The sequence below is a fragment of the Helicobacter mehlei genome, assembly GCF_007280785.1.
GTDB lineage: Bacteria > Campylobacterota > Campylobacteria > Campylobacterales > Helicobacteraceae > Helicobacter > Helicobacter mehlei.
In genome coordinates, this window is the sequence record NZ_VKGC01000006.1 from 41975 (window position 1) to 66661 (window position 24687).

At 45.7% G+C, this 24687-nt stretch carries 21 protein-coding genes; 9 read left to right on the forward strand and 12 right to left on the reverse strand.

Features of this window, described 5'->3' with window-relative positions; genetic code table 11:
- Positions 1-10 precede the first annotated feature (10 nt).
- Genes FNE76_RS03665 through FNE76_RS03675 form a run of 3 tightly spaced genes read left to right on the forward strand, consistent with a single transcriptional unit; the run spans position 11 to position 4344 of the window.
- Positions 11-706: an efflux RND transporter periplasmic adaptor subunit gene (locus tag FNE76_RS03665; RefSeq protein ID WP_120947614.1), complete on the forward strand. Its 696-nt coding sequence runs from the start codon at positions 11-13 to the stop codon at positions 704-706.
- 9 nt (positions 707-715) lie between these two features.
- Complete coding sequence (locus FNE76_RS03670) at positions 716-3766, forward strand: efflux RND transporter permease subunit (protein ID WP_120947616.1); 3051 nt, start codon at positions 716-718, stop codon at positions 3764-3766.
- Positions 3763-4344 (forward strand): outer membrane beta-barrel protein, encoded by a 582-nt coding sequence (locus FNE76_RS03675; protein WP_120947618.1) that lies wholly within the window; start codon positions 3763-3765, stop codon positions 4342-4344. The genes FNE76_RS03670 and FNE76_RS03675 overlap by 4 nt, the downstream gene beginning before the upstream one ends.
- A 27-nt stretch (positions 4345-4371) precedes the next feature.
- On the opposite strand, the gene FNE76_RS03680 is transcribed toward FNE76_RS03675, so the two are convergent.
- From FNE76_RS03680 to FNE76_RS03725, 10 genes are read right to left on the reverse strand one after another with little or no spacing between them, the layout of a single operon-like run.
- Complete coding sequence (locus tag FNE76_RS03680; RefSeq protein WP_235852349.1) at positions 4372-4617, reverse strand: hypothetical protein; 246 nt, start codon at positions 4615-4617, stop codon at positions 4372-4374.
- Entirely contained in the window at positions 4595-4978 is a 384-nt protein-coding gene (gene fliS / locus FNE76_RS03685) for a flagellar export chaperone FliS (RefSeq protein WP_006018226.1), read from the reverse strand. Before fliS ends, FNE76_RS03680 begins: the two co-directional genes overlap by 23 nt.
- An 11-nt stretch (positions 4979-4989) precedes the next feature.
- A complete protein-coding gene (gene fliD, locus FNE76_RS03690) occupies positions 4990-7074 on the reverse strand; it encodes a flagellar filament capping protein FliD (protein WP_120947622.1) in 2085 nt (694 codons plus the stop codon).
- Positions 7075-7092: 18 nt separating this feature from the next.
- A complete protein-coding gene (locus FNE76_RS03695) occupies positions 7093-7491 on the reverse strand; it encodes a flagellar protein FlaG (RefSeq protein ID WP_120947624.1) in 399 nt (132 codons plus the stop codon).
- Positions 7492-7543: 52 nt separating this feature from the next.
- Complete coding sequence (locus tag FNE76_RS03700) at positions 7544-8794, reverse strand: murein hydrolase activator EnvC family protein (RefSeq protein WP_120947626.1); 1251 nt, start codon at positions 8792-8794, stop codon at positions 7544-7546.
- On the reverse strand, positions 8791-9600 hold the full coding sequence (locus tag FNE76_RS03705) for a cell division FtsX domain-containing protein (protein WP_120947628.1): 810 nt from the start codon (positions 9598-9600) through the stop codon (positions 8791-8793). Before FNE76_RS03705 ends, FNE76_RS03700 begins: the two co-directional genes overlap by 4 nt.
- Positions 9587-10258: a cell division ATP-binding protein FtsE gene (locus tag FNE76_RS03710; protein ID WP_120947630.1), complete on the reverse strand. Its 672-nt coding sequence runs from the start codon at positions 10256-10258 to the stop codon at positions 9587-9589. Before FNE76_RS03710 ends, FNE76_RS03705 begins: the two co-directional genes overlap by 14 nt.
- Entirely contained in the window at positions 10251-11435 is a 1185-nt protein-coding gene (locus FNE76_RS03715) for a class I SAM-dependent methyltransferase (protein WP_120947821.1), read from the reverse strand. Before FNE76_RS03715 ends, FNE76_RS03710 begins: the two co-directional genes overlap by 8 nt.
- Positions 11436-11441: 6 nt before the next feature.
- Positions 11442-12689 carry a fibronectin type III domain-containing protein gene (locus tag FNE76_RS03720; RefSeq protein ID WP_185962983.1) on the reverse strand — a complete coding sequence of 416 codons (1248 nt, stop codon included), beginning with the start codon at positions 12687-12689 and terminating at the stop codon, positions 11442-11444.
- Positions 12640-13617: an RluA family pseudouridine synthase gene (locus FNE76_RS03725; RefSeq protein ID WP_120947634.1), complete on the reverse strand. Its 978-nt coding sequence runs from the start codon at positions 13615-13617 to the stop codon at positions 12640-12642. Before FNE76_RS03725 ends, FNE76_RS03720 begins: the two co-directional genes overlap by 50 nt.
- Before the next feature lie 106 nt (positions 13618-13723).
- Here FNE76_RS03725 and feoB point away from each other — a divergent pair, with 106 nt between their 5' ends.
- The 3 genes from feoB to FNE76_RS03740 all read left to right on the forward strand — a co-directional run bounded on the left by feoB (position 13724) and on the right by FNE76_RS03740 (position 17580).
- Positions 13724-15838 (forward strand): ferrous iron transport protein B, encoded by a 2115-nt coding sequence (feoB, locus tag FNE76_RS03730; protein ID WP_120947636.1) that lies wholly within the window; start codon positions 13724-13726, stop codon positions 15836-15838.
- 107 nt (positions 15839-15945) lie between these two features.
- Positions 15946-16446: a ferritin gene (locus FNE76_RS03735; RefSeq protein ID WP_120947638.1), complete on the forward strand. Its 501-nt coding sequence runs from the start codon at positions 15946-15948 to the stop codon at positions 16444-16446.
- Between the two features lie 129 nt (positions 16447-16575).
- Positions 16576-17580, forward strand: a complete 1005-nt coding sequence (locus FNE76_RS03740; RefSeq protein ID WP_013890551.1) for a formamidase — start codon at positions 16576-16578, stop codon at positions 17578-17580.
- Positions 17581-17671: 91 nt separating this feature from the next.
- On the opposite strand, the gene FNE76_RS03745 is transcribed toward FNE76_RS03740, so the two are convergent.
- Positions 17672-19267, reverse strand: coding sequence for a methyl-accepting chemotaxis protein (locus FNE76_RS03745; protein WP_120947640.1), 1596 nt, complete (start codon positions 19265-19267; stop codon positions 17672-17674).
- 44 nt (positions 19268-19311) lie between these two features.
- Positions 19312-20349, reverse strand: coding sequence for a tRNA (adenosine(37)-N6)-threonylcarbamoyltransferase complex transferase subunit TsaD (gene tsaD / locus FNE76_RS03750; protein ID WP_120947642.1), 1038 nt, complete (start codon positions 20347-20349; stop codon positions 19312-19314).
- Positions 20350-20397: 48 nt separating this feature from the next.
- Between tsaD and FNE76_RS03755 the strand changes: the two genes are divergently transcribed.
- From FNE76_RS03755 to hypE, 3 genes are read left to right on the forward strand one after another with little or no spacing between them, the layout of a single operon-like run.
- Complete coding sequence (locus FNE76_RS03755; protein ID WP_120947644.1) at positions 20398-21399, forward strand: agmatine deiminase family protein; 1002 nt, start codon at positions 20398-20400, stop codon at positions 21397-21399.
- The gene (gene hypF, locus FNE76_RS03760) at positions 21362-23650 is read left to right on the forward strand and encodes a carbamoyltransferase HypF (protein WP_120955674.1); all 2289 of its coding nucleotides are present in this window, start codon (positions 21362-21364) and stop codon (positions 23648-23650) included. The genes FNE76_RS03755 and hypF overlap by 38 nt, the downstream gene beginning before the upstream one ends.
- Positions 23626-24627 (forward strand): hydrogenase expression/formation protein HypE, encoded by a 1002-nt coding sequence (gene hypE, locus FNE76_RS03765; RefSeq protein ID WP_120947646.1) that lies wholly within the window; start codon positions 23626-23628, stop codon positions 24625-24627. The genes hypF and hypE overlap by 25 nt, the downstream gene beginning before the upstream one ends.
- Positions 24628-24687: the final 60 nt, after the last annotated feature.

Sequence of the window (24687 nt, forward strand, 5' to 3'; positions counted from 1 at the left end):
GGGATTCAGTATGCGATTAATATTCATTGCCCTATTCTTGATGGTAGGGCTCCAAGCAAAAGAGGTTTATGCGATTTTTAATGTGGTCGCGCTCAAAGATGCCAGTCTAAAATTAGATTCAGCGGGTATTGTGGATGCCATTTATGTAGATGTAGGCTCTCATGTCAAAAAAGGCGATGTGCTCTTAACCCTTTATAACAGGGACAAGAAAGCCCAAGCCGATTCAATCACCCAGCAATATGACTTTACGCAAAAACAATATGCGCGTTACCAAAAAATCGGGCGTGCCGTGGATAAGAATACGCTAGACAAATATTATGCAGATTATAAAAAACTCGAATACGATCGCGACTATGCCCTCTCGGTGGTGGAAAAGACCATTTTAAAAGCCCCTTTTGATGGGGTGATCGCTAGCAAGAATATTGAGCTAGGGGAGGGGACTAGTGCGAATAGCACCGTACTTTTTAGATTGGTGAGCAAGCGGGTAAAGATTGTGCTAGAGTTTGACTCGAAATATTTGCCTGTCGTCAAAGTGGGGGATAGATTCATCTATAGCATCGATGGCAAACCTGAGAAAAAAGAAGTCAAGATCACTAAGATTTACCCCACGATTGATGTCAGCACCCGCAAGGTGAATGCAGAAGCCCTACTGCCTGCCAACAGCCCCCTAGTCCCCGGCATCTTTGGGGATGGCTTTATCCAATAGGGGGCTTTTGTGTATAAGTTTGCGATCCAAAGACCCATCACAACCTTAATGTTTGCGTGCATGGTGGTCTTCTTTGGCACGATGGCACTCAAAAAAATCAGTGTTGCGCTCTTCCCCAATATTGACTTCCCCATTATCGTGGTGAAAACCGCTTACCCGGGGGCGAGTGCGGACATTGTGGAGAGTAAAGTAACCGACAAGATTGAAGAAGCTGTCATGGGTGTGGATGGGATCAAGAAGGTTACTTCCAATAGTGCGCGCAATATTAGTATTGTGGTCGTGGAATTTGTGCTTGAAAAGCCCATCACGGTAGCTCTCAATGACATCATCAACAAAGTTTCCTCCGTGAGTTTTGGTGATCCCAATATCCGCCGCCCTTCCATCGATAAGGTCGATACCAGTGGGCAAGCGATTCTCTCGATCTTTTTAACCAGCAAGACCAAGACTCCGGCCGAGCTCAACGATCATGCTAAAAACATCATCAAACCCATGTTGCAAAAGATCGAGGGTGTGGGTGGGGTGCAATTACAAGGTTTTGAAGAAAAGCAAGTGAGGATTTATGCCGACCCAAGTTTGATGAACAAATATGGCTTGACCTACACCGACCTTTACAACGCCCTAAAAAGCCAAAACCTAGAAATGGACGGGGGCAAGATCACTGGTCCTAAGAAAAACTACGCCATTTTGGTGGATGGCAATAGCTATACCCTTGAAGAATTGGCTAATATCCAAATTGGTAACCATGTTCGCCTAGCCGACATCGCCACGATTGAAAAGGGCATTGATCCGGACATCACTTATGCTAGTTACAAGCACGATCAAGGTATCGTTTTAGAGGTGCAAAAGATTGCCGGAGCCAATGAGATCAAAATTGTGGATGCGGTGTATCAAGAAATGGATGCCATGCGCGCAGTGAGCCCGGGCTATGAGTTGCGCCCCTTTTTAGACACCACCGATTACACCCGCCACTCCATTAAAGATGTCAAGTTTGACTTGATATTGGGGGGGATTTTAGCGATCTCTGTAGTCTTTTTCTTTTTGCGTAGTCTATCCATCACCTTTGTATCCGCAATGAGTATCCCCATCTCCATTATGGGGACATTCGCGCTCATCCAGTGGATGGGCTTTTCTTTGAATATGCTGACCATGGTTGCGCTCACACTCTCCATTGGGATCATCATAGACGATGCGATTGTGGTGATTGAAAATATCCACAAAAAGCTAGAAGCGGGCATGGACAAAAGAACCGCCAGCTATGAGGGCGTGCATGAAATCGCCTTTGCAATCATTGCCATTTCGGCAATGCTTTTATCTGTCTTTATTCCTGTGGGCAACATGAGCGGGATTGTGGGGCGCTTTTTCCAAAGCTTTGGGATCACGGTTGCCCTAGCTATTGTGATTTCTTATTTTGTGGTGGTTACAGTGATCCCCATGTTAAGCTCTATCATCGTATCCACCGAGCAATCTAAATTTTACAAGCGCACAGAACCCTTTTTCCAAAAAATGGAGCAATCTTATGCCAAGTTATTAAGCTGGCTTTTAAACCATAAATTGATTGTGGGATTAGCCGTGGCGGGGATTTTTGCTAGCTCTGTGCACGTGGCTGGTAAGCTGGGCATGGAGTTTATGTTAAAAGAAGATCGGGGCATGTTTTATGTCTATGTCAAAGCACAAACTGACATTAGTCTAAAAGCGATGCTGGCCAAAATGAAAGCTTTACAAGCCGTGATTGAAAAGGACCCTGATGTGGAGTTTGACTCCATGCAAGTGGGTTATGGCAATATCCAAAGCACCTTTAAAGGTAAATTCTATGTCAAGCTCAAAAAAGGGCACAAAAGAAGCCAATTTGTGATTATGGAGGAGATGCGTCACAAATTAAGGGCCATCCCAGAGGCTAAAGACATTGCCTCCATTAATCTAGCCGAAGTGCCTTTGATTGGTGGGGGGGATAATTCGGCGTTTCAAGTCTATGTCTATGGCCCCACGCAAAAGCTCGTGGATGAAAGCGTGGCAAATCTCCAAAAATTCTTGCTAGAAAGCCCTGAGATGAAGGGCAAGGTAGCAGGCTACCACACCAACACCTCAGATTATCAAACCCAATACCAATTACGCGTTTTAAGGGCAGCCACAACCAAATACGGCGTGAGTGCCCAAGACATTGCGAGCGTGGTGAGCAACGCCTTCTCAGGGGAGAATCGGGTGAGCTACTTTAAAGAGGATGGCAAGGAATATGACATTGTGATCCGTGTCCCCTCCAATAAAAAAATCAATATGGATGACATCAAGCGGCTACAGATCAAAAACAAAGATGGCAAACTGATGTTTTTAGATGGGCTGATTGAAGTCGTTGAGCGTAAAGTACCCTCCAATATCACTCGCTACAACCGCCAAAGGAGTGTTACTGTGCTTGCCCGCCCCGCTACTGGGGTGGATTTAGGCGAACTCTTAAGCCAAGTGCAAAAGCACCAAGATCAATGGCTGGCTAAAGGGGCAGCTTTCCGCTTTACAGGCGACTCAGACAAACTCAAAGAAACTAATGAGGCCTTTGGCGTGGCGATCGCCACTGCCTTTATTCTCATTTACATGATCTTGGCCGCCCTTTATGAGTCGCTCTTAGAGCCCCTGATCATCATGGTTACCATGCCTCTAAGTTTCTCAGGGGCATTCTTTGCGCTAGGGCTCGTGCATCAGCCCATGAGCATGTTCTCTTTAATGGGGCTGATTTTGCTCATCGGCATGGTGGGCAAGAACGCCACGCTCATCATTGACATTGCTAACGATCGGCGTAAAGAAGGGCATGGCATTGAAGAAGCCATCATTTTGGCCGGTGAGTCGCGCTTACGACCCATTTTGATGACCACGATCGCGATGGTGTGTGGGATGTTGCCTTTGGCTTTGGCTGTAGGGCAGGGCTCGGCGATGAAGTCGCCTATAGGTATTGCGATGAGTGGGGGACTATTGGTGTCTATGGCATTAAGCTTGTTGGTCGTGCCAATTTTCTATCGCTTATTAGCTCCTTTAGATGACAAGTTAAAGCGATTCTATCAGGATCGCAAATGATAAAACGGATATGCGGACTCTTGCTGGGTGTGGGGTTATTGGGTGCTACTAGCGAGAAAATCCAGCATAAAAGCCATATTTTTGTGGGTGTGATGAGCGGTTTTGAAACCTATAGACTTTCCATTGCGCCCAAACGTCCTTGGACAAATTCTTTTTTGTGGGGGATCAGGGCAGGTTATCAATACGATTTGGTGAAGTATGCCACTTTGCGTGTGGATTTGAGTTATATCATGGGTTTAAAGCCCACAGCGTTCCATACCCTCGTGCATTCCTTTTTAAGCCTCAATATGGATGTGGTGAGCGATTTTTACAAGATAGGCAAATATTATTTTGGAGCTTATGCGGGTTTGGGGTTTGGGTATTTTCAAGGTGCCCCCACTTTGGTCAGCTCAGATAGCAACCGCTCTTTTATGGGTTATAACGGGGTTTTTAATGTGGGCGTGGGGAGCACCATTGAGCAAAGACACCGCGTGGAGTTAGGGGTTAAAATCCCCTTTGGCAAGACAAAAGCACTCATGGGGAAAGGATTCTACTCGGAGCGTTTCTACTGGGTGGCTAGTTATGCTTATTTGTTTTAATGCCACTGGCTGGCAAAACTTGGCTTTTTAGTCTGTAGAAATCTCTAAAAATCTTTGGGCGACCTTGAGTTGGCGCATCTGCACGCCCAAAGTTTGTTGCTCCTCTTGGAGTCGTTCAATGGTCGTGCTGATAAGGGCTTTAGCGGTCTCTAAAGTGGGCAAATCGCTACAACCCTCTTTGAGGAGCGGGCACTCTTCAACCAGCTTAAAAGCTTTTTGCGTGTTGTTTTCTAAAAGCGCGATCTTGAGCTCATCGACCCAATTCATGAGCATGGATCTCCCGCCAAGCCTCTAACAAGCCCCTAGCAACCCCCATCACCAAATCGATTTTAGTGCTATCATTCTCCACATTGGCCTGTGTGAGGGTTTTGATCTGGTGGGTGTAAAGCCCGGTTAGATAAACAGCCACTTCACCCCCACGCTCATAATCCAAGACATTTAAGAGTTCGGTAAAAATATCGGCGACCTTATTGATATAGAGAATCTTTTTTTCAATATCATCGGCTTCCATGTGCCTTTTAGCCTGGGCAGCGAATTTCAAGATACCCTCATAAAGCATCTCAATCAGTTTAGCCGGAGACTCCACACTCACAGAGTTTTGCTGGTATAGATTATACGCATTTGCCTTAAACATCTTCATCCTCACTAATTCTTTTTGGCTGCTGCTTGATCGATCATCATTTGCACCGCATCAAATGACTTGTTGGCTTTGGAGATCTGCCCGTCATAGGCGGCAAAACGCTCCGCCATGATGTCATAACGAGTTTTCAACAAATCCATCGCGCTCTGTTTGTCACGACGCAAATCCTTAGCATCTTGTTCTAAGGAGTCTCCATATATTTTCAAGCTAGCACTACTACCATCGACTAAATGCGATAAAACTTTACCGAGTCGTTCAAAAATCCCCTCCTGGTGAATCTCCTTGCCCCCCATGCTTTTTACCTGAGACCCATAGAAAAAGTCTTGCACACCTTGAGGATCTGTGCCAAGAGCACTGGACAGCTTGCTTTCATCTAGACTCAACTGCCCGTTCTCATTAAACATGATCCCATATTTCATCAAGCTATCCACGCCCTTCTCAGTGGTGCGTGTAAAAGCGATGGCATTGTTGATTGAGGAACGGATCGTGCGGATATCCCCCACACCATTAAAAATCCCGGCAATCCTAGTATCGGGGTCGTAACGGGTGGTCTCATCTAATTTGGGAATCAAGGCGTTGTAAGCTTTGACAAACTCTTTGACATGATCGACAATGGCTTTATTGTCTCTAGTGATGCTCACAATAGCGGGTTTGCCCGGCTCAGTCTTGCCTAGTAAGCTCAAAGACACACCATTGATCACATCATTGACTTCGTTAGTGGGGCGGGTGATGGTCGCCCCATCGTAGGTGAATTTCGCATCGCCTGCCTTCTGGAGATTCTTAAGTGCGAAGAGACCTTGCGTGTGGGCGTAGTTTTGGGTGAGCCCTTCTGTGAGCCCAATATTCCTAAGACCTGCCTTGCCGGTAGGTCCCACCCCGGCTATGCGCAACTCTCCGCTATCGCTATTGAGCACCAACTTACCATCTGCTCCCATAGAAGCGTGCAAGCCCTTAATGGCATTGATGGCTTTGACAATTGCCTCCCCATTCTGTGTGCTAGAATTACCTATCAAGGTAATTGCCCCGAGATTGATGTCGTGATCATTGATGCGGATCGTGCCCTCAATCTTGCCCTGCTTGATTCCTGTGGTGGCTTTAAACAGATCACCACTCTCGGATTTATCTTGGACAAAGCCCAACTCCCCAGCCTTAGCCCCCCCAACGGCTACCTCTAACCCGCGTTTGTCATTGATAATGAGCGATTTGCCATCATCAACCACTTCTACATTGAGCTGACCGGAATCCACTAAGGACTTTGTATCGGGGTTATCTTCCAGGGCCTTTTGGATGGCTGCACGCAAGACTTCATTTTTCTTAGGCACAGGCGTAGCGGTGCTCAAATCAAGGGCAATGGGGATCTCTACTAGCTTGTTATTGGCATCATAAACTTTGACAAAAAAATCATGCTCGGCTTTGGCTGGAGTCTTGCCATCAGGGCTAGGCGCGCTAGCTAGGCTTAGAGTGATGGGTGCATCGCTACTCAAATGCGAAACCACGCTTGTGCCAAAAAAGAGACGGCTATTGGCTCCAGTGTTTTTGGAGTTGATCATCAACTGGTAGGGTTTGTCCCCTCCAGTTTTCATCACGATCCCCATCGCATTCCCATCGCTTCCATCGGTGATCGCTTGGGCCACATCGCCCAAACTCATGCCCGCCTTGATGTCAATGGTGTAATTTTTGCCATTGGTATAAAAGTGCAACTTGGTATTGGCTTGGCTAAAGGCATCATCTCGGGAGCGAAAATGCGTCCCCACCTCGTTAATATCCCCCTGTGCCAAGCTTTCAACGTCAACTTTGATATTTTGGAGCGGAATCCCCGGACTGACACTTGCTTTAAGCGCATCTCCACTCACATGGCTATTTCTAGCCGTGTAGGTGGAGTAGTCGCTCAAGGCTTGCACGGGAGACTCCAAGGCGGAAATGAGGCTTTTGATCTCTACCAAAGCTTTTTGCTTTTGGATATTATTTTCCATTTTTTTGTCAATAGGGGCGATCATGGTCTTCTCATCAGCCGCCTTGAGCTTGTCGATCACATCGTAATTTAAGACCTTGCTCCCAATCCCTAAAGAACTTAGTTTCCCAACACCCATTTTCTACTCCAAAGACACCTAGCCTTTTTTATCAAAAATAATCCCCACAATGTCGCGCATCTTCTCCATCAAGCGCACCATCCCCTGAGGTGGGATTTCGCGGATAATGTGCTCACCCTTACTATCCTTAACCACCACCACCAAACTCCCAATCTCCTCATTGTATTTGAAGACCAAATTAGAGTGGATGCGCTTCATCTCTCTATTGAGTTCCTTGCTCAGTTTCTGCAAATCCTGTTCCTCTAGCAACAGGGCATTATTGGCATCTTGTTCTGCCTTCTCTACTTTTTTCAAATCTGCTTTATTGGCAATGGGCCGTAGTAAATCGCTATGCTCCTCCATGTTGATCGAACTGACTTGCGGGACTGCTTGTAATAAATGAGGTTGTTTTGTAAAATTAATGGTTTCAACTGACATGGAACTCTCCTTTCAAAACGCTCGTTTTGAGATCGGCATGTCTTTGTTACTTTTAATGTGTTTGGGCGATGATCTCCAAAGGATCGATGTGTTTGTCCTTTATGGTAACCTCAAAGCTTAGGCGTTGATCGATACGCCCGATCACATAGCCCTTTTGCACCCGTAAGCCGTGCTTGATCGTGGGGGCGATTTTATCTAGCTGGGAATAAATCGTGTGCATGCCCCCCTTGTGCTCAATGATGATCACTTTTTTTAAGATCGGCACTTCTTTAGCATAGACCACCCGCCCATCAAAGATACTCCGCACGACCGCATTGGGTTTTGTAGAAACAAGCGTGATGTATTCATTAAAGACCTTGAGTTTATAGACCGGATCAAAGTAAGGCCCAAATTTTTGCACGATTTTATAATTAGCTAGGGGGGCGATGGTCTTAGGACCATTGTAAGCGATAGTAACAATATCGCGGTAAGAATTAGCCACCTGCCGCACCTCTAAAGGGGCTTGGATACCCCCGATTGCACGCGGTGCTTTTTGCTTGTTTTGCTGTTCTCTTTCTAGTTCTTTTTCTTTATTGCGTTTGATAATATTTAAAGAGGCTAGGAGCTGATCGAGTTCTTTGCGTTCCTTGTCTAAAGCAGTTAATTTTTTGTTATAAATGGCTAATTCAGCGCGCATAGTTGCGATTAACTTCTGTTGTTCTGAAACCATGATTTCTAAATTGTGTTGGCGATCTTTTTGTACCCCGATGGTTTTATTGATTTGGTTGATACTTTGGGTGATTTGGGTGATTTTGCTATTGATCTGCTCTTCTTTGAGATTCAAGTCGGCTAATTTGATTTTGGAGTCTTGATTAACATGCTTGAAGATTTCTTGCAAGATCAAATCCTCCGGGTTTGCCGAACTCTCTTGTTCCAAGATCAAGACAAATAATAAATCTTTAAGCAACACGCTTGTAACGGCATCTTGGATTTGGTGGCGATCCTTTTTTAAACTATTTAGCAAGGAGCGGTGTTGTTCGAGAGATTTTTCTTGGAGCAAGTTTTGTGCTTGGTTTTTTTCAATGCTTCTTTGGAGGGCTTGGATTTGTTGGGATAATTCTTGGCTTTGCTGGTATTTTTGGTTGATGGCATTGCCCAAGCTGGTTAAATGGTTGCTCAATTTGGTTTTTTCTAGAGTGGTCTCCTCTAATTTATTTTGATTGAGCATGATATTGCGGTTGATGTCCTCTAAACCTGTCCCCTTATTGCCCAACAAGCCCATGCTAAATAAACCCATTAAACCCAAAAGCCTTAAGGCTTTCATGCCACTCTCCTTTGGATTACAACCACCCACACACACATTAAGGACACCACAATAGAAGTGCCTAAAAAGATCAACATATCTTCTTGCCACACAAACAAACCGCCCTTAATTTCTAGGGCTTGCAAGATCGCTTGGAATTTGTCTTGTAGGGATAAATACAAACTCCCGATCAGCACCCCCGCGCTGGCCAAAATGGAATCCACCAAAGCCAATTTGAACAAAAAGCCGTTTTTGATCCGCATGGGTGCGCCCAAAAGTTCCATGATCTCAATACGCTTAGAATATTGCAAATTCCACACGCTCACTTGCTTCATCAAGAGCAAGATTGAGAGTGCCACCACAAGCACGCCAAGAACCATGATGCTTTTTTTGAGCAAGAGTAGTAGGCGGTATTCTTGGTCGTGGGTTTTGCTAAAGACTTCGATTTTTTCCACCCCCGGGATTTTTAAAAGCTTTTGGTGGATTTGCTGGAGTTGTGCTGAGGTGGGGAAGATGGCTAGTTTGAGCGAGTAAAAATAGGGGAGATTTTTTTTGATATTGGTGATATTGGTTTGGGTTAAATTTTGTTGGAGCTTTTCTAAAAGCATGTCAGGATCAATGAGGGTGAGTATAGCACTCTCTTTGATATTTTGCTTTAAAAAGGGCAGTGTGAGCTTTTGCTTGCTGGCAATGGTGATTGTGTAGCTCTTAGAAAGCTTTTCTTCTCTAATATTGACGGCACGATTGATAAATAAAATGCTTTCCAAGCTAAAGAGCAAAGCCATTAAAGGCAACAAAAAACCCAAATGTTCTTTAAGTGTATTCATGAATCTCCCCGTCTTTGATGTAAATTTTGCGGTAAGGGATATTAAAACTACTGGGAATCCTATGCGTCACCACCACAATCGTGATGTCTAGTTGTTTGTTAGCCCCTTTAAGCAAGCTCCAAATCATATCGCTTGAATAATCATCAAGGTTACCCGTAGGCTCATCAGCTAAGATTAAAAAGGGCTTGTGGGCAATCGCGCGCGCCATCGCCACGCGTTGTTGCTCCCCCCCACTAAGTTCCAGCGGGTAGCGGTTAGACTTGTAGAGCAAATCCACATGGGCTAAGAGTTTTTCAGCTTGGATGTTGCATTCATCTTTTTTATAGCCATTGATGGTCATGGGTAATTTAATATTTTGCTCCACAGTCCATTCCTCAATCAACTTATAATCTTGGAACACCACACCAATATTGCGTCTTAACTCATTAATAAAGGTCTTAGAAGCCCGATTGACATTGATATTGCACACCTCTAAGCTCCCGCCCATCATGGGCAAATCCCCATAGAGCGAGCGCAATAAAGTGCTCTTCCCGCTCCCACTAGCCCCCGAGATAAACACAAAATCCTTACGTTCAATACGCAGATTTGCCCCCCTGATCACCCATTCATCTTTTTTATACCCCAAACACAAATCTTTAGCCACAATGATACTAGCCACAATTCTCCTCCTGCAAAATCTCTAGCAAATGTTGGTGCGCTTGTCTGTGGGCTTTTGTATTGAGCGGTAAGCCCCCGATATACTCGATCGTGCCCTTTTTGCGATCCACAACGACCATTTTATTTAAGGGGGTGAGCAAGTCCCCCAAGCTCAACACCAATAACCACAAATTTTCATATTCTAACACATCTTGAATATTTAAAAAACAATTCTCCTGTATCCACGCCTTTTGTTGCCACAAATGCAGAGGTTCTTGTTTGGTGGGTGCTTTAAAGTGCAGGGGTGCATCTAATGAAAAGGGCAGGTAAGAGCGATTAATGGGGTTTAAGACGCGCAATTTTAAATCCCAAATATCTTTTTGTTGCCGCCTCCAACGCGCCTCGTATTTGCTCAATACCATATCTTGATCTATATTCTTGCAAACTTGCAGATCACAACAAGGCAAGCTTAAAACCAGTTGCAAACTCTGTTGGAAATAGGGTTTATCATCGCTCCTTAGCCACAACCACGCATTTTTGCATAAAATTGCGCGCATGTGCTCTAAGGTCTGGGGATTCATCACACGCCGATTAGGGCTCTTGCTCCAAGGCACGGGAAAATGCACATCCAAGCCCAAACAGCCTGAGGGCAAGATTTCTAACAGCGCGCGCGCGTCAGCTTGAGCCAGGTAGAGATTTTTAAGCCCTAAAAGTTCAATTTGGCGCAAGACTTGCTCTAAAGAGGGGGTGTGAATCTCCACTCCGATATAGGTTTCTTGTGGGTTTTTTTGGGCTTTGTTGAGCAAATGCCGCCCTGAACCAAAACCAATTTCTAGGTGGTAGGATTGGGGGAATGCAAAGCGATCCCAATGGATCAAAAAGGGGCTTTCAAAATATGGGCTAGGCGTGCCCAAATTAGAATAAGACACCTTGCAAAAGCGCGCCAAAATTTGCAAGGCTTTTTGCAAGACACCCACTGGGAGAGGGCGTGTAGATTTTTGCGCCTTGAATAAGTCTCCCCCTTTTTGTTTGATTTGTAAGATACAAAAATCATAGAGCCCATAGAGTCCCTGCTTTTGGACACGAATCGCGCTCAGATGCGCATCTCTCAAACTACAAGCGCGGTATAAGAAAACAAACCCCTCACTCTCAAAGGGGAAATCAGGCAATTTAGCCAAAGAAGCAAACAAGTGCGGCATGCACAACTAGCGATCCAAGCGCAATTCCACTTCTTTACTCGGATTAGACTCCAAGCCAGCTCCATCGACGCTCACCACTTGGTAGCGGTATTTTTGCCCACTCACCATGTTGTTATCCACAAAACGAGTCTTGGTAATATCCCCAAAACGCAAGGGCTTAGAACTGGAATTGCCATCAAAGCGATAGACAGCATAGCCCTTAACCCGCCCATCTTGGATGGGTTGCCACTCGATGATAGCCTGCCCATCCTCAATTGTGCCCTTTGTGATCATGGGTGTGGCTGGGCGGGGCAATGTCATGCCCTGAATTGCTGTTGTGGGCATCGCGCTTTCAAGATTGTATTTATCCACTGCCACGACTTTATAAAATCTCTGTACCCCATCTGCATCGACATTATCTAAGTAGCTGGTATCATTGGTTTCAGCGATGTTTTTAAAGCGTTCGTCCATTTTATTAGCTGCATAAATGCGGTAAGACACCACATCTTTTTGATCAGAGGGAGTCCAACTCAGCTGGATTTTACGCGTGAGGTTATTGCTGGCTTGCACGCTAGTTACCCCTATTGGGGGCTCTTTTGTCCTGCCTGTTACTACAGCACTGGGCAAAGACTTAGCCCCTTCAAAACTCTCGGCAATCACGCGGTAACGATATGCGCTCCCATCGGGCAAATCCTTATCAAAATACTCCACATACAGTCTATTTTTCACCACCCCAATATTGGAAAATTTGCCATCGCTCCCCTCCCGCTGGATAATGTATTTATCAATGCTTGGATTTGGGTGCGGGCTCCAAAAAACCTTGATCTCCTTGGGCTCGACATGGCTAGCAAAAACACTCTCCACCGGATTAATAAAGGAAGTGCGGACACTAATTGTTTCGGAGGCGCGCGAGATTCCACCGTTTTTGCCAATGGTGGCAATTTGGTAGTAATATTGGGTTTGGGGGGTGAGTCCATCATCATAGTAATGCGTGGCTAGCGGGTTACGCACAATCGCCACGCGCCTAAAGCTTTGATCGGCTTGCATGCGGTAGAGCACAAACCCATCAATGAGTCCCGGATTGCTCACAGGTTGCCATTCAAATCCCACAGACTGCACATCATCGATGGTTTTAATCCCCTGCACAATAGGTAAGTTCGGATTAAGGGTCTCTTCTTTTTTCCCAAAAAATGAGAGAACATTATTCTTCCTTGTAGGTGCACAACTAACCAGCAATACTGCCAAACAAGTCACCAATACTGCTTTCCAACCCATCCCAACTCATCCCTTCAAAGTGATTTTCTAAATATTGTAGCATATCCTTTAGCATGTTGGCTTTAAAAAGAAGTTTGCGCCCATCTTTTGGGTGGGTGGCATAAAGCAAGTAGGCGTGCAATAAAATGCGTCCTGCGTAGCTATCTTTTTGCCCATATAGTGGATCGCCCACGATGTGGCGATTCAGGCTTTCCAAGTGCGCGCGGATTTGGTGCGTGCGTCCGGTTTCTAATTTGGCACAAATGAGCTGGGTCTGGTTAGTGCCTGTGATTAAGGGCACAAAATGGGTTTTAGACATTTTGCCACCCCTAATGGGAGTTCTGAGCGCATCTAAATTGGTCATTTTCAAGCGGTTGTTGGGGTGGCGGCCCAAATGGCATGCCACACTCACCGGATTATTCAGAGGTTCTGAGAGAATGGCCAAATAATAACGCCCCATTTGTTTGCTTTTCAGCTGGGTTGCCAAATGCGCATGGCTGGCGTTGTTCTTAGCCACCACCAATACCCCGCTTGTGTCTTTATCCAAACGATGCACGATCCCATAGCGCAACGCCCCGCTCAGAGTTGAGAGCGCATAGCCCCTAGCCTGCAAATAATCCACCAAAGTTGCCTCTTTGACACTGCTAGCATGATGAACAACCAAATGAGGGGGTTTATTGATCACCAAAATATCCTCATCTTCGTAAATGATCTCCAAATCTAGGGGTGGCAGGCTCAAAGGCTGGCTTTCTTGGGGCTGGATACTCCAAATCTCCAAAACATCTCCCAATTTTACGCCCACTCCCCCCTTACTACATGCCCCCCCATTGAGGCGCACACAACCAGCTTTGATGAGTTGGAGGACTTGATTTTTAGCCACTTGGAGTTTAGTGCTTAAAAAAGTATCCAAGCGGTCCTTTTGATCCACGATCCAAGTCTGTTTTGGCAAAACAAGCCTTTCATAAACTTTTTATTGCTAAAAGGATTTTAGCAGAAATATTTATGGGTATAATAAGCCGTATTTTGATAATAAGAGCAATTTTTAGAGGAATAAAATGGATAAAATTATTGTTGCCTTAGTCGGACAGCCTAATGTGGGTAAAAGCTCGCTGATCAATGCTATTAGTGGGGCGCATTTAAAAGTGGGTAATTTTGCAGGTGTGACCGTGGAAAAAACAGAAATCCACACTTTTTATGGCGACACCCCCATTGTCATTGTGGACCTGCCCGGCATTTATGCCCTAAATGATTTTACCATTGAGGAGAAGGTTACCCGGCATTTTTTAGAAAACGAGCATTACGATCTGATCTTAAATGTGTTGGATTGCACCAATTTAGAACGCAATTTGGCGTTGAGTCTCCAGCTCTTAAACACGGGACACAAGGTTTTAATGGCACTCAACATGTGGGATGAGGCACTCAAAGAGGGCTTAGAAATTGATCTAGAACGCTTGTCTCAAGCCCTCAACACCCCCTGCATCCCCACCTCAGCACACTCTTACTTTAATATCCAAAAACTCTTGGAACACATCATCGACACACACCACAAAACTTACAGCCCCCCTAAAATCACCTATAGCCCTAAGTTTGAGAATGCCTTAGATGCACTAGCCAAAAAACTAGAGAGTTTGGAGCACCTGCACCACTCTCTTTTAAACCCCAGGCAGCATGCGTGGCTTTTACTACAAGGGAGCTTACAGCCCCCCCAGCAAGAGGCTTTCAAGTATTGCCAAGAAGCCAAGACAGAGTTGAGTGCCTCTTTTGGAGAAAATGCAATTCCTCTCATTTTAAGTCAAGAGGCTCTAGGCTTTTGCAAACGCCTAAGCCAGCAAGTGGTCTCTTTTAAAGAAACACAGACCACCCAACGCACCCAACAAATTGACAAATATCTCATGCACCCCGTTTATGGCTTGCCAATTTTTCTAGCCTTGATGTTTTTGGTATTCTCCTTGAGCTTCTTAGTGGGTGGGGGGTTGCAAACCTATGTTGATGATGCCTTTGCATTTTTGGGCACAGCCATTAAAGAACATGCCAATGATAGCAACTTGGGCTCTCTGCTAGGCGATGGAATCATTGGGGGAGTGGGGGCAGTGATCTCCTTTTTACCCTTGATTGTGGTTTTATACTTGGGTATTTCGCTCTTAGAGGCGACTGGCTATATGAGTCGCGTAGCCTTTTTATTAGATGGCATTTTCCATAAATTTGGTTTGCATGGCAAGAGTTTTATCCCCCTTGTTACGGGCTTTGGCTGTTCAGTGCCCGCCTACATGGCAACCCGCACTTTGCAAAACCAACACGAAAGATTAATCACACTCTTTGTGATCGGTTTTATGAGTTGTAGCGCACGACTACCTATTTATGTGCTCTTTGTGGGGGCGTTTTTTCCCGATAAATACGCCGGATTCGTGCTCTTTGGCATTTATATTTTAGGGGCTGTGGTGGCGTTATTAATGGCCAAACTCTTAAAACTGAGTGTCTTTAGAGGTAAAGAAGAATCCTTTGTGATGGAGATGCCCAAATACCGCATACCCAGCGTTAAGGTGGTTTGGTTTAGCATTTACACTAAATCGATCTCTTATTTGAAAAAGGCGGGCACTTATATTTTAGGCGGGGCGGTGATCATCTGGTTTGCCTCCCAATACCCCAAAAACCCCCAAGTCCTACAGGCTTACCAAGAACAACATGCCAAGATTGAACAAAGCGATCTAAATGAAGCCCAAAAAACCCAAGCCCTAGAGGCTTTAGAGGAGAACTTGCAAAAAAGCACGCTAGAGAATAGTCTAGTGGGGCGCTTGGGGACTTTGATGGATGGGATTTTTAAGCCCATGGACTTTGATTGGAAACTTTCAATCTCGTTGGTAACGGGCTTTATGGCTAAGGAAGTGGTGGTCTCCACTTTGGGTGTGTTGCACTCTTTAAATAATCAGGGCGCAAACTCCATTTTATTCAAAAAAGCCCTCAAAGAGAGCGTGAGCACGCCCTCAGCGATCGCCTTCATTGTTTTTGTGATGTTTTATATCCCTTGCTTTGCAGCCACGATCACCTTTGGTAAAGAGGCAGGGGGGGCTAAATTTGTGTTCTACTTGTTTGTCTTCACAACAGCGGTCGCCTATTGTTTTTCGCTTATTGCTTACTATGCCACCCAATTTATCTTGGGAGTCTTCTTGTGATTATTAAAATATAACAATTTTTAGGAAAAATAACTCCAAAAGCTTGACTTTGTTTTCTCATTTATGCTATAATAATGGGACAAATTCAAACAAAGGAGTTTTTTAGTATGTTGCCTAAGGAAACAATCAAAATGCTGAATGCACAGGTGATGGAGGAGTTTTACTCTGGTAATCTTTACATCAGCATGAGTTCATGGTGCTATACCCATGGTTTTGATGGAGCTGGTTTGTTCTTGTTTGACCATGCCAGCGATGAATATGCGCATGCCACCAAGATCATCACCTACCTCAATGAAAACGAAGTGGGCGTGCATTTGAAAGAAATCAAAGCCCCCGAACACGAGTTTAAAAGTTTGGTGGAAATCTTTGAAAAGGCTTATAAGCACGAACAACACATTACCCACTCCATTAATAGCTTGGTGGATAACATGTTGAAAGACAAAGATTATGCCACCTTTAACTTCTTGCAATGGTATGTGGCTGAACAGCACGAGGAAGAAGTGTTGTTTAAAAACATCTTGGACAAAGTCCAGTTGATGGGTGAAAGCGGGCATGGCTTGTATCTGGCCGATCAATACATTAAAAGCCTTGCCAAGGACAAAAAATAATCCCCATCAAAGCCCCTCCGGGGGCATTCACTTTATGATTAGTGCACGATTTACCTTGTATTAGTGCTCCTGTTTTAATATTTTTTTTGCAATAACAATATTGCAAAAAAAGTCACAAGGAGTTTTTTCATGGGAAGCATCGGAAGTATGGGTAAGCCCATTGAGGGTTTTTTGGTCGCAGCCATTCAGTTTCCTGTCCCCGTTGTCAATAGCCGCAAAGACATTGACCACAACATTGAGAGCATTATTAGAACTTTGCACGCTACAAAAGCGGGCTATCCGGGCGTGGAGCTCATCATTTTCCCCGAATACAGCACACAAGGGCTAAACACTGCTAAATGGCTGAGTGAGGAGTTTTTGCTAGATGTTCCGGGCAAAGAAACCGAGATGTATGCCAAGGCGTGTAAAGAGGCCAAAGTTTATGGGGTGTTTTCCATCATGGAGCGCAATCCTGATGCCAACAAAAACCCCTACAACACCGCCATCATCATCAATCCACAGGGTGAGATTATCTTAAAATACCGCAAACTTTTCCCATGGAATCCCATTGAGCCTTGGTATCCCGGGGATTTGGGCATGCCTGTGTGCGATGGCCCCGGAGGCTCAAAACTTGCCGTGTGTATCTGCCACGATGGCATGATCCCCGAGCTTGCCCGTGAAGCTGCCTATAAGGGGTGCAATGTTTATATCCGCATCTCAGGTTATAGTACGCAAGTCAATGACCAATGGATTTTAACCAACCGCTCCAACGCGTGGCACAACCTCATGTACACTGTGAGCGTGAATTTGGCCGGCTATGACAATGTCTTTTACTACTTTGGTGAAGGGCAAATCTGTAACTTCGATGGCACCACTCTTGTGCAAGGGCATCGCAACCCATGGGAAATCGTTACTGGCGAGATTTATCCCAAAATGGCAGACAATGCCCGCCTAAGCTGGGGCTTGGAAAACAACATTTACAACCTCGGCCACCGCGGTTATGTGGCTAAACCGGGAGGCGAATCCGATGCAGGCTTGACCTACATTAAAGACCTCGCCGCTGGCAAATACAAATTGCCTTGGGAAGATCACATGAAAATCAAAGATGGCTCTATTTATGGCTACCCCACCACAGGTGGACGTTTTGGAAAATAACTCTTAATCCGTGCTTTTGCTAGAACCTGCTTAAAGGTCCTAGTCCCCCTCCAAGTTTTAAATCCCGCCCACCTTGAGTGGGTCGGCGTAGCTAGACTTTGAACTTCCTAAACTCACCTTCTAGCTCTTGGTTTTTGGTAACAATTTGCAAGCTGTGTTCCTCAAGTCCTTTGCGCACATTCCTAACCTCCGCAAAGATATTGGTAAATTCACTGATCACTTGGTTGAGCTCTTCCATTTTAGCCAACACCACTTTATTTTGATCCACGGTGTTTTGGGATTTTTCTTTGGTCAAGGTCAAATTATCCTTGGCATTCTTGGCATCGCCGACGAGGAGCGAGGTTTTATCTGAGACCTCTTTAGATTGTGTGGCGACATTTTGGATGCGATCGCCCATGCTCTCAATACTCTGGGTTACCATATTCACCATGGCAGTGATCTCACCCAAAGACTTTTGGGTCTTGCCTGCTAGGTTGCGCACCTCATCAGCCACCACCGCAAAGCCCCGTCCATGTTCGCCCGCTCTGGCGGCCTCAATAGCCGCATTGAGGGCTAAGAGATTGGTTTGGTTGGCGATCTCTTCGATGATGGAGAGCACATTTTTAATTTCTGTAGCATGCTGGATTAGAGAGGTCGAATCGGTGGCAATCTCTTGTTGGCTTTGCACAGAGACCAAGATTAGATCGACTGAATTTTGAATCTTGCTGATAAATTCGTTGAGTACAACACCGGTTTTATCCAAATTGTCAATCGTGCTATGCAAGTTATCTTGGGCTAATTCCAAACTCTCACTCACTTGGTGGTTGATGTCCTTCAAATTCTCCACCGATGCCAATTCTTTCTGTGCTGCTTGCCCTAGGGCTTTGGTCGAATCCTTGAGCGCGTCCCCTACGCGGTTATTATCCTCCACAATGCCTTTCCCAACTTTGATAATGTCGGCGATTTTGCCTAAGAATTGATCGACAAAGCCCGTAGCCAAACCAATTTCATCTCTGCTTTTATAATTCAAACGCTTGGTCAAATCCGCCTCTTGCGAGGAGACCAAATCCCGAGCGGTGTCTTTAAGTTTATTTAAGGGTCTAATAACATCTTTTTGCACCACCAGCAACAACAAGATGATGATCCCCAAGGACACACCCACCATCCAGCTCAAAGTTTTCACGCTAAAAAAGCTAGCGTTTTTATAGGCTTCTTGCAAAGAAAGCTTGACCTCCATCACCCCAATCATGTCCCCGGGCTTATTGTTGGTGTGGCAAGCCACACAAGATTTATCGCCTACTAAGGGTTGCCACACGATCACATGCCTATCTGCTCCCTCTCCGCGCACGAGCACCTGTTGGGGAGTCTTGGGATCGTTAAAATATTTTAAAATCTCCGGGTTTTGTGTAAAAGCTTCGTTGAGTCCAAAAAGGCGGATGTCTCCTTCTCCAGGATAAAACTTCATCTGCACACCGGGCAAGTGGTTGCTATCATCAATAGCTTTATAAATCGCCTCCTTAGTCCCTACGGCAATGGCTTGCACGATGGTATTGATAATGGAGGCATTCAAACTCTTAGCCACCGTGCGGCCTTGCAATTCAGCCAAATTGGCATAATCTCTTTGGATAAGAGTAAAAACCAAAAGAGCAAAGAGAGATAACAAAATAATCAGATAAAACGAAGCCCTAACCTGCAAACTTCTAAACACAGCGATCTCCTATCGTTTTTAGCATTTTACCAAAATAATAAGTTTTAAGACAAACAAACAACGGGCAAGATGGTTTGTGTGGCAATGTCTAAATCCTCTAAACAGCTAAATTCCTGCATTTGGTAACTTTGCACGGCTAAACGCCCAATCATGGCAGCATTGTCTGTGCAAAACTCTAAGGGTGCTAGATGCAGTGCCATGCCAAATTGCTCGCAGAGTGCTTGGATTTTCTCTCTAAGATACAGATTCGCGCTAGCACCCCCCACCAGCCCAAAATTTTGGATTCGTTGTTTTTGGAAGTAACGCTTTAAAACCTTGAGTAAATGCGTGCATGCAATTTTTTGAAACCCCGCACACACCCGCGCTTTAAATTCTTCTGCAAGCTTAGGCGTTTTTTCTTGCTCGCTTAAAATAGCCAAGCGGACGGCATTTTTTAAACCCGAAAAGCTAAAGGCTAGGGCTTTGGAGGCTTTTAAAGGCAGGGGGAAGTCCAATTCTAGCCCCGGGGGGCACTCTTGGGCATATCTCTCCACCACTGGCCCGCCCGGATAGCCCAAACCCAACATCTTAGCCACTTTGTCAAAACTCTCCCCCAAACTATCATCCAGACTTTGGGCGACAATTTGCATGTGGGTGTGGTCAAAACTCTCGATAATGAGCGTGTGCCCCCCAGAGATTAACATGGTGCTGATAGGGAAGATAGCCCTTTGGTTGATGAAGAGCGAATAAATATGCCCCTTGAGGTGATCGATAGAGATTAGCGGAATCTGGAGGCTTAAAGACAGGGCTTTGGCCATCATCAAACCCTCTAAAAGCGTAATACTTAACCCGGGTCGCGTGGTAACACCAATGGCTTTTAGAGAGTTTAGAGAATACCCTTGTGTTTGTAGAAAAGATTGGGCTTGTTTCAAGAGATCTGGGAGATTTTTAGCATGCAAGCGTGAGGCCAGCTCGGGAACTACACCCCCATAAGGGCTGTGATCATTCTCTTGGGACATCTTGGCATGCCAGAGCAATTTAGCCTCTAAATTGGTCAAAGCCAACGAACTATCATCACAACTACTTTCAATGCTTAAAAGCATCCAGTCTCCATTAGGGTATAATAAAATGATTATACTACAAGGGTTTCTATGAAAAGATTTAAAGCCGAATGGGAAGAACAAAGTGCGATTTTAATGGCATTTCCCCATGTGTCTAGTGATTGGATCGGGTGTTTGGCTGATGCGCAAAAGTGTTTTTATGACATCATCGAGACCATTAGTCGTTACCAAAATGTCTTGGTGTGCGTGTCCCCTGATGATTCTGCCACCCAAGATCGCCTCGCGCGTTTTAACCAAGTGCAAATCGTCTTGGTGGAGTGCAATGACACTTGGACGCGCGACTTTGGGCCCCTATGCGTGGAGACCAATAAGGTGATGCTTTACTTGGATTTTATCTTTAATGCTTGGGGGGGGAAGCACAGTGCCCACCTAGATAATGCCATCAGCTCCAAACTAGCCCAAAAAGGACTTTTAAAACACCCCTTAAGATTTGTGGATTTGGTGCTAGAGGGCGGGAGTGTAGAGAGCGATGGGGAGGGGACTTTACTCACCACAACATCTTGCTTGCTCAACCCAGAACGCAACCCTAACAAGGATCAAAACCAGCTCAGTGCAATTCTCAAGCAAGAGCTAGGTGTAGAGCGTATTTTGTGGTTAGATGTGAATCCCTTGGAGGGCGATGACACCGATGGGCATATTGACACCTTAGCGCGTTTTTTAGACCCCAATACAATCGCCTATGTAACCTGCAATGACCCTCACGACTCCCACTACCAGCCCCTAAAAGCGATGGAAAAACAATTAAAGGAGTTTAGGACTTTGAAAGGCAAGCGTTATAACCTCGTGCCTTTACCCCTACCCTACCCCAAATACCATCAAGGAAGACGGCTACCTGCCACCTATGCGAATTTTTTATTCGCCAATAAAGGCGGACAAAAGGTTTTGTTTGCCCCCATCTATAACGATCCGATGGATGCCCCAGTGCTTAAAATCTTACAACAACACACAGGTTTAGAGGTTGTGGGCGTGGATTGTTCCGTGCTCATTAGAGAAAATGGGAGCTTGCATTGTGCCACCATGCAACTCTACTAAGTTTGTCCAAATCATCATCAGCGGGCAAGTGCAGGGGGTGGGTTTTAGGCCCCTTGTCTATCAGTTGGCCAAAGAGTTAGGTGCGTGTGGCTTTGTGCGCAATAGAGGTGGGCAGGTGGAGGTGGTTTTACAAGCAGAACTAAAAACCTTATTTTTGGCCCAACTAGATACCCATAAACCCCTACAAGCACAGATTAACGCCATAGAGTGCCAAGACATACCCCCAATCCACACGCAAGATTTTAAAATCGCCCCCAGCCTAACCCCCTCACTCAGTTTGAAAGATACCCTGCCCCTAGATTTAGCTACCTGCAAGCTGTGTTTGCAAGATCTAGCCAACCCCAAGAGTCGCTTTTTTAACTACCCCTTTGTAGCATGCGCGCATTGTGGCCCTAGATTTAGTTTATTGCACACTCTGCCCTACGATCGCGCCCAAACTTCTATGCGTGATTTGGTGATGTGCCCTGCTTGCCAAAAAGATTACCATAACCCCCAGAGTCGCCGCTTTTTTGCCCAAAGCCTCTCATGCCCGCATTGCCCTATCACACTTAGCTTTTATGATCAAGAGGGCAAACACACAGACCGGCCCCTAGAGCGTGCGATACAAGCTATCCGACAAAGTCAAGTGATCGCTTTGAAGGGCATTGGTGGCTTTGCCTTGGTATGCCATGCACAAGATAGGCAAGCAGTGCAAAAGGTGCGTGCCTTGAAGTGCCGCCCTAAAAAACCCCTAGCCTTGATGGTAAAAAATACAGCAGTGGCACACGCTTTGGTGCATTTAAACCCCCTAGAATTAGAAGCCCTCCAAGCCCCTAGTGCCCCCATTGTGCTGGCCCATAAAAAAAGCCCTTGTTATGACCATGTAGCCCCTAATCTCAATACTCTAGGGATTATCCTCCCCTATAGCGGCCTGCACCACTTGCTTTTGCAATTCTTTGAAGCCCTCATTTTCACCAGTGCCAATTTAAAGGGCGAGCCCATCATCACAGAGTTAGAAACTCTGCGCGCCAAATTTGACTTAGAGGGCATTTTAGATCACAGCCGCCCCATTTTGCATGGGATTGAAGATAGCATTTTGCGTTGTGTGGGCAAGCAAATGGGCATTGTGCGTCTGGCTAGAGGGCTATCTCCCCTATACATGCCCCTAGAAAGCCCCATATCTCTTGTGGGCATGGGCGCGCATAATAAGACCAGTTTGTGCTGGAGTCGAGAATCCAGTTTGGTGATCCCAGAGACGGGTGCGCTAGAGAGTGTAGAGAGTATCCAAAATTACCACAAAGATTGGGATTTTTATAGCAAACTCTATGGTTTGCCACAAACCATCGGCATTGACCAACACCCCCAATACACTTCTAGTCAAATCGGGCAAGAAAAAGCCCTAGAATGCAAGGCAACATGCACGCCTATCCAGCACCATAAAGCGCACATGCATGCATTATTGGGCGAATGGGAGCTAGAACACCCCCCTTTGGAAGGCATGGAAGTCTTGGGGCTTGTGTGCGATGGGAGTGGGCTAGGGGACCATCAAGAACTTTGGGGAGGCGAGGTTTTTAAAGCCCATTTTAGGGGCTTTTGGCAGGTAGAACATCTGTTGTCCTTGCAACGCTTTTGGATTCCAAAAGCCCCCAACTTGATCCAAGATGCCTGCACCATCGGTTATTGTCTGGCCTACCAACACGGCTTGACCAGACTCTTAGCACGCCTTGAAAAGCCTTTGGGTGCGCGTGCTAATGCCCTTAAAGGTATGCTGGATCAAAAAATCCAAGTGTCCCCAACCACTTCTTTAGGGCGGCTTTTTGATGCCATAGCGAGTTTTTGTGGGGTGGGGGAGTTTAACACCTATGAGGGGCAAAGCGCGGCACAATTAGAGAGTTTGGCAAGCACAACGGAGAGTCTGGATTTTTATCCCTTTAGCCTGCAAGATCGCCCCGTTATGGGCACGCCCATGCTCGAAGCGATCGAGCACGAGATTTTAGGCAACCAAGCCCCTCTAGTGGCTAGAAAATTCCACAATACACTAGCCCACATCGCCCTAGCTCTAGCTAAACGGCACAATCTGCCCATGCTCTTTGGGGGTGGAGTCTTTGCCAACCGCCTTTTATGTGAGCATATCACGACTCTTTTTACCCATCGGGTGTTCTTCATGCCCAAACTTCTCTCTTGCAATGATGGGGCATTGGCTTTTGGGCAGGCGCATTTTTTAGCCAACCAACAAAAGGAGCAAACATGGATTTTAAACAAGTCGCATTGAGTTGTGGGAATGGGGGCAAGGAGAGTCTAGAACTCATTGAGCGGGTGTTTAAGCCCTATTTACAAGAGTTTTTAGTGGCTGATGGGGAGGATGGTGGGGTTTTTAGTGGGAGTGGGGATTTTGCAATGAGCACGGATAGCTTTGTGGTCGATCCGCTTTTTTTTGCTGGAGGGGATATTGGTAAGCTGAGTGTGTGTGGGAGTGCCAATGATGTTACGATGATGGGGGCTAGGCCGGAGTATTTGAGCATGGGCTTTATGCTAGAGGAGGGCTTGCAAATAGCCACTTTGGAGCGTATTTTAGAGTCTGTCCGCACACAATTAAGGTTGGGTAAACTCAAACTTTTATCTTTGGATACAAAAGTTCTACCCAAAAATAGCATGGACAAGATTTTTATCAACACCACCGCTTTAGGGCGTGTGGTTTGTCCTGCTTTGAGTGCTAAAAATCTCAAAGAGGGTCAAAGCTTAATTTTGAGTGCCCCCATTGGTAGCCATGGGGCGTTGCTTTTTTCCTTACGCCATGAAATTGGGTTACACTCTGCATTGCAAAGTGATTGCCAACAACTCTTTGGCTTGTTAGAACCTGTTTTGTTAAGTGGGTATTCTCTCTATGCCTTGCGTGATGCCACGAGGGGTGGGTTAGCAGCCCTGCTCCATGAGTGGGCGCGCGCCTCTTTAGTGGAGATTGAGATTGAGGAGCGCAAAATCCCGATCTTAGAAGAGGTGCGGGGGGTGTGTGAGATTTTGGGGCTAGAACCCTATGTTTTGGCAAATGAGGGGGTGTGCGTACTATGTGTGGATACACCCCATGCACCCCCAATATGCGATTTGCTCCAAGCCAATGGAGGCGCGCCTGCGATCATAGGTAGAGTGTTGGGCAAGACCCAAAAACCTTGTGTATATTTAAAAAATGCTTGGGGTTCTAGGCGTTATTTAGAAATGCCTGAAGGCGAATTATTGCCTAGAATTTGTTAATCCGCCATTTCCTCAACACCCTCCGTTTGTTATATAAACATTTAATAATAACATAATCCC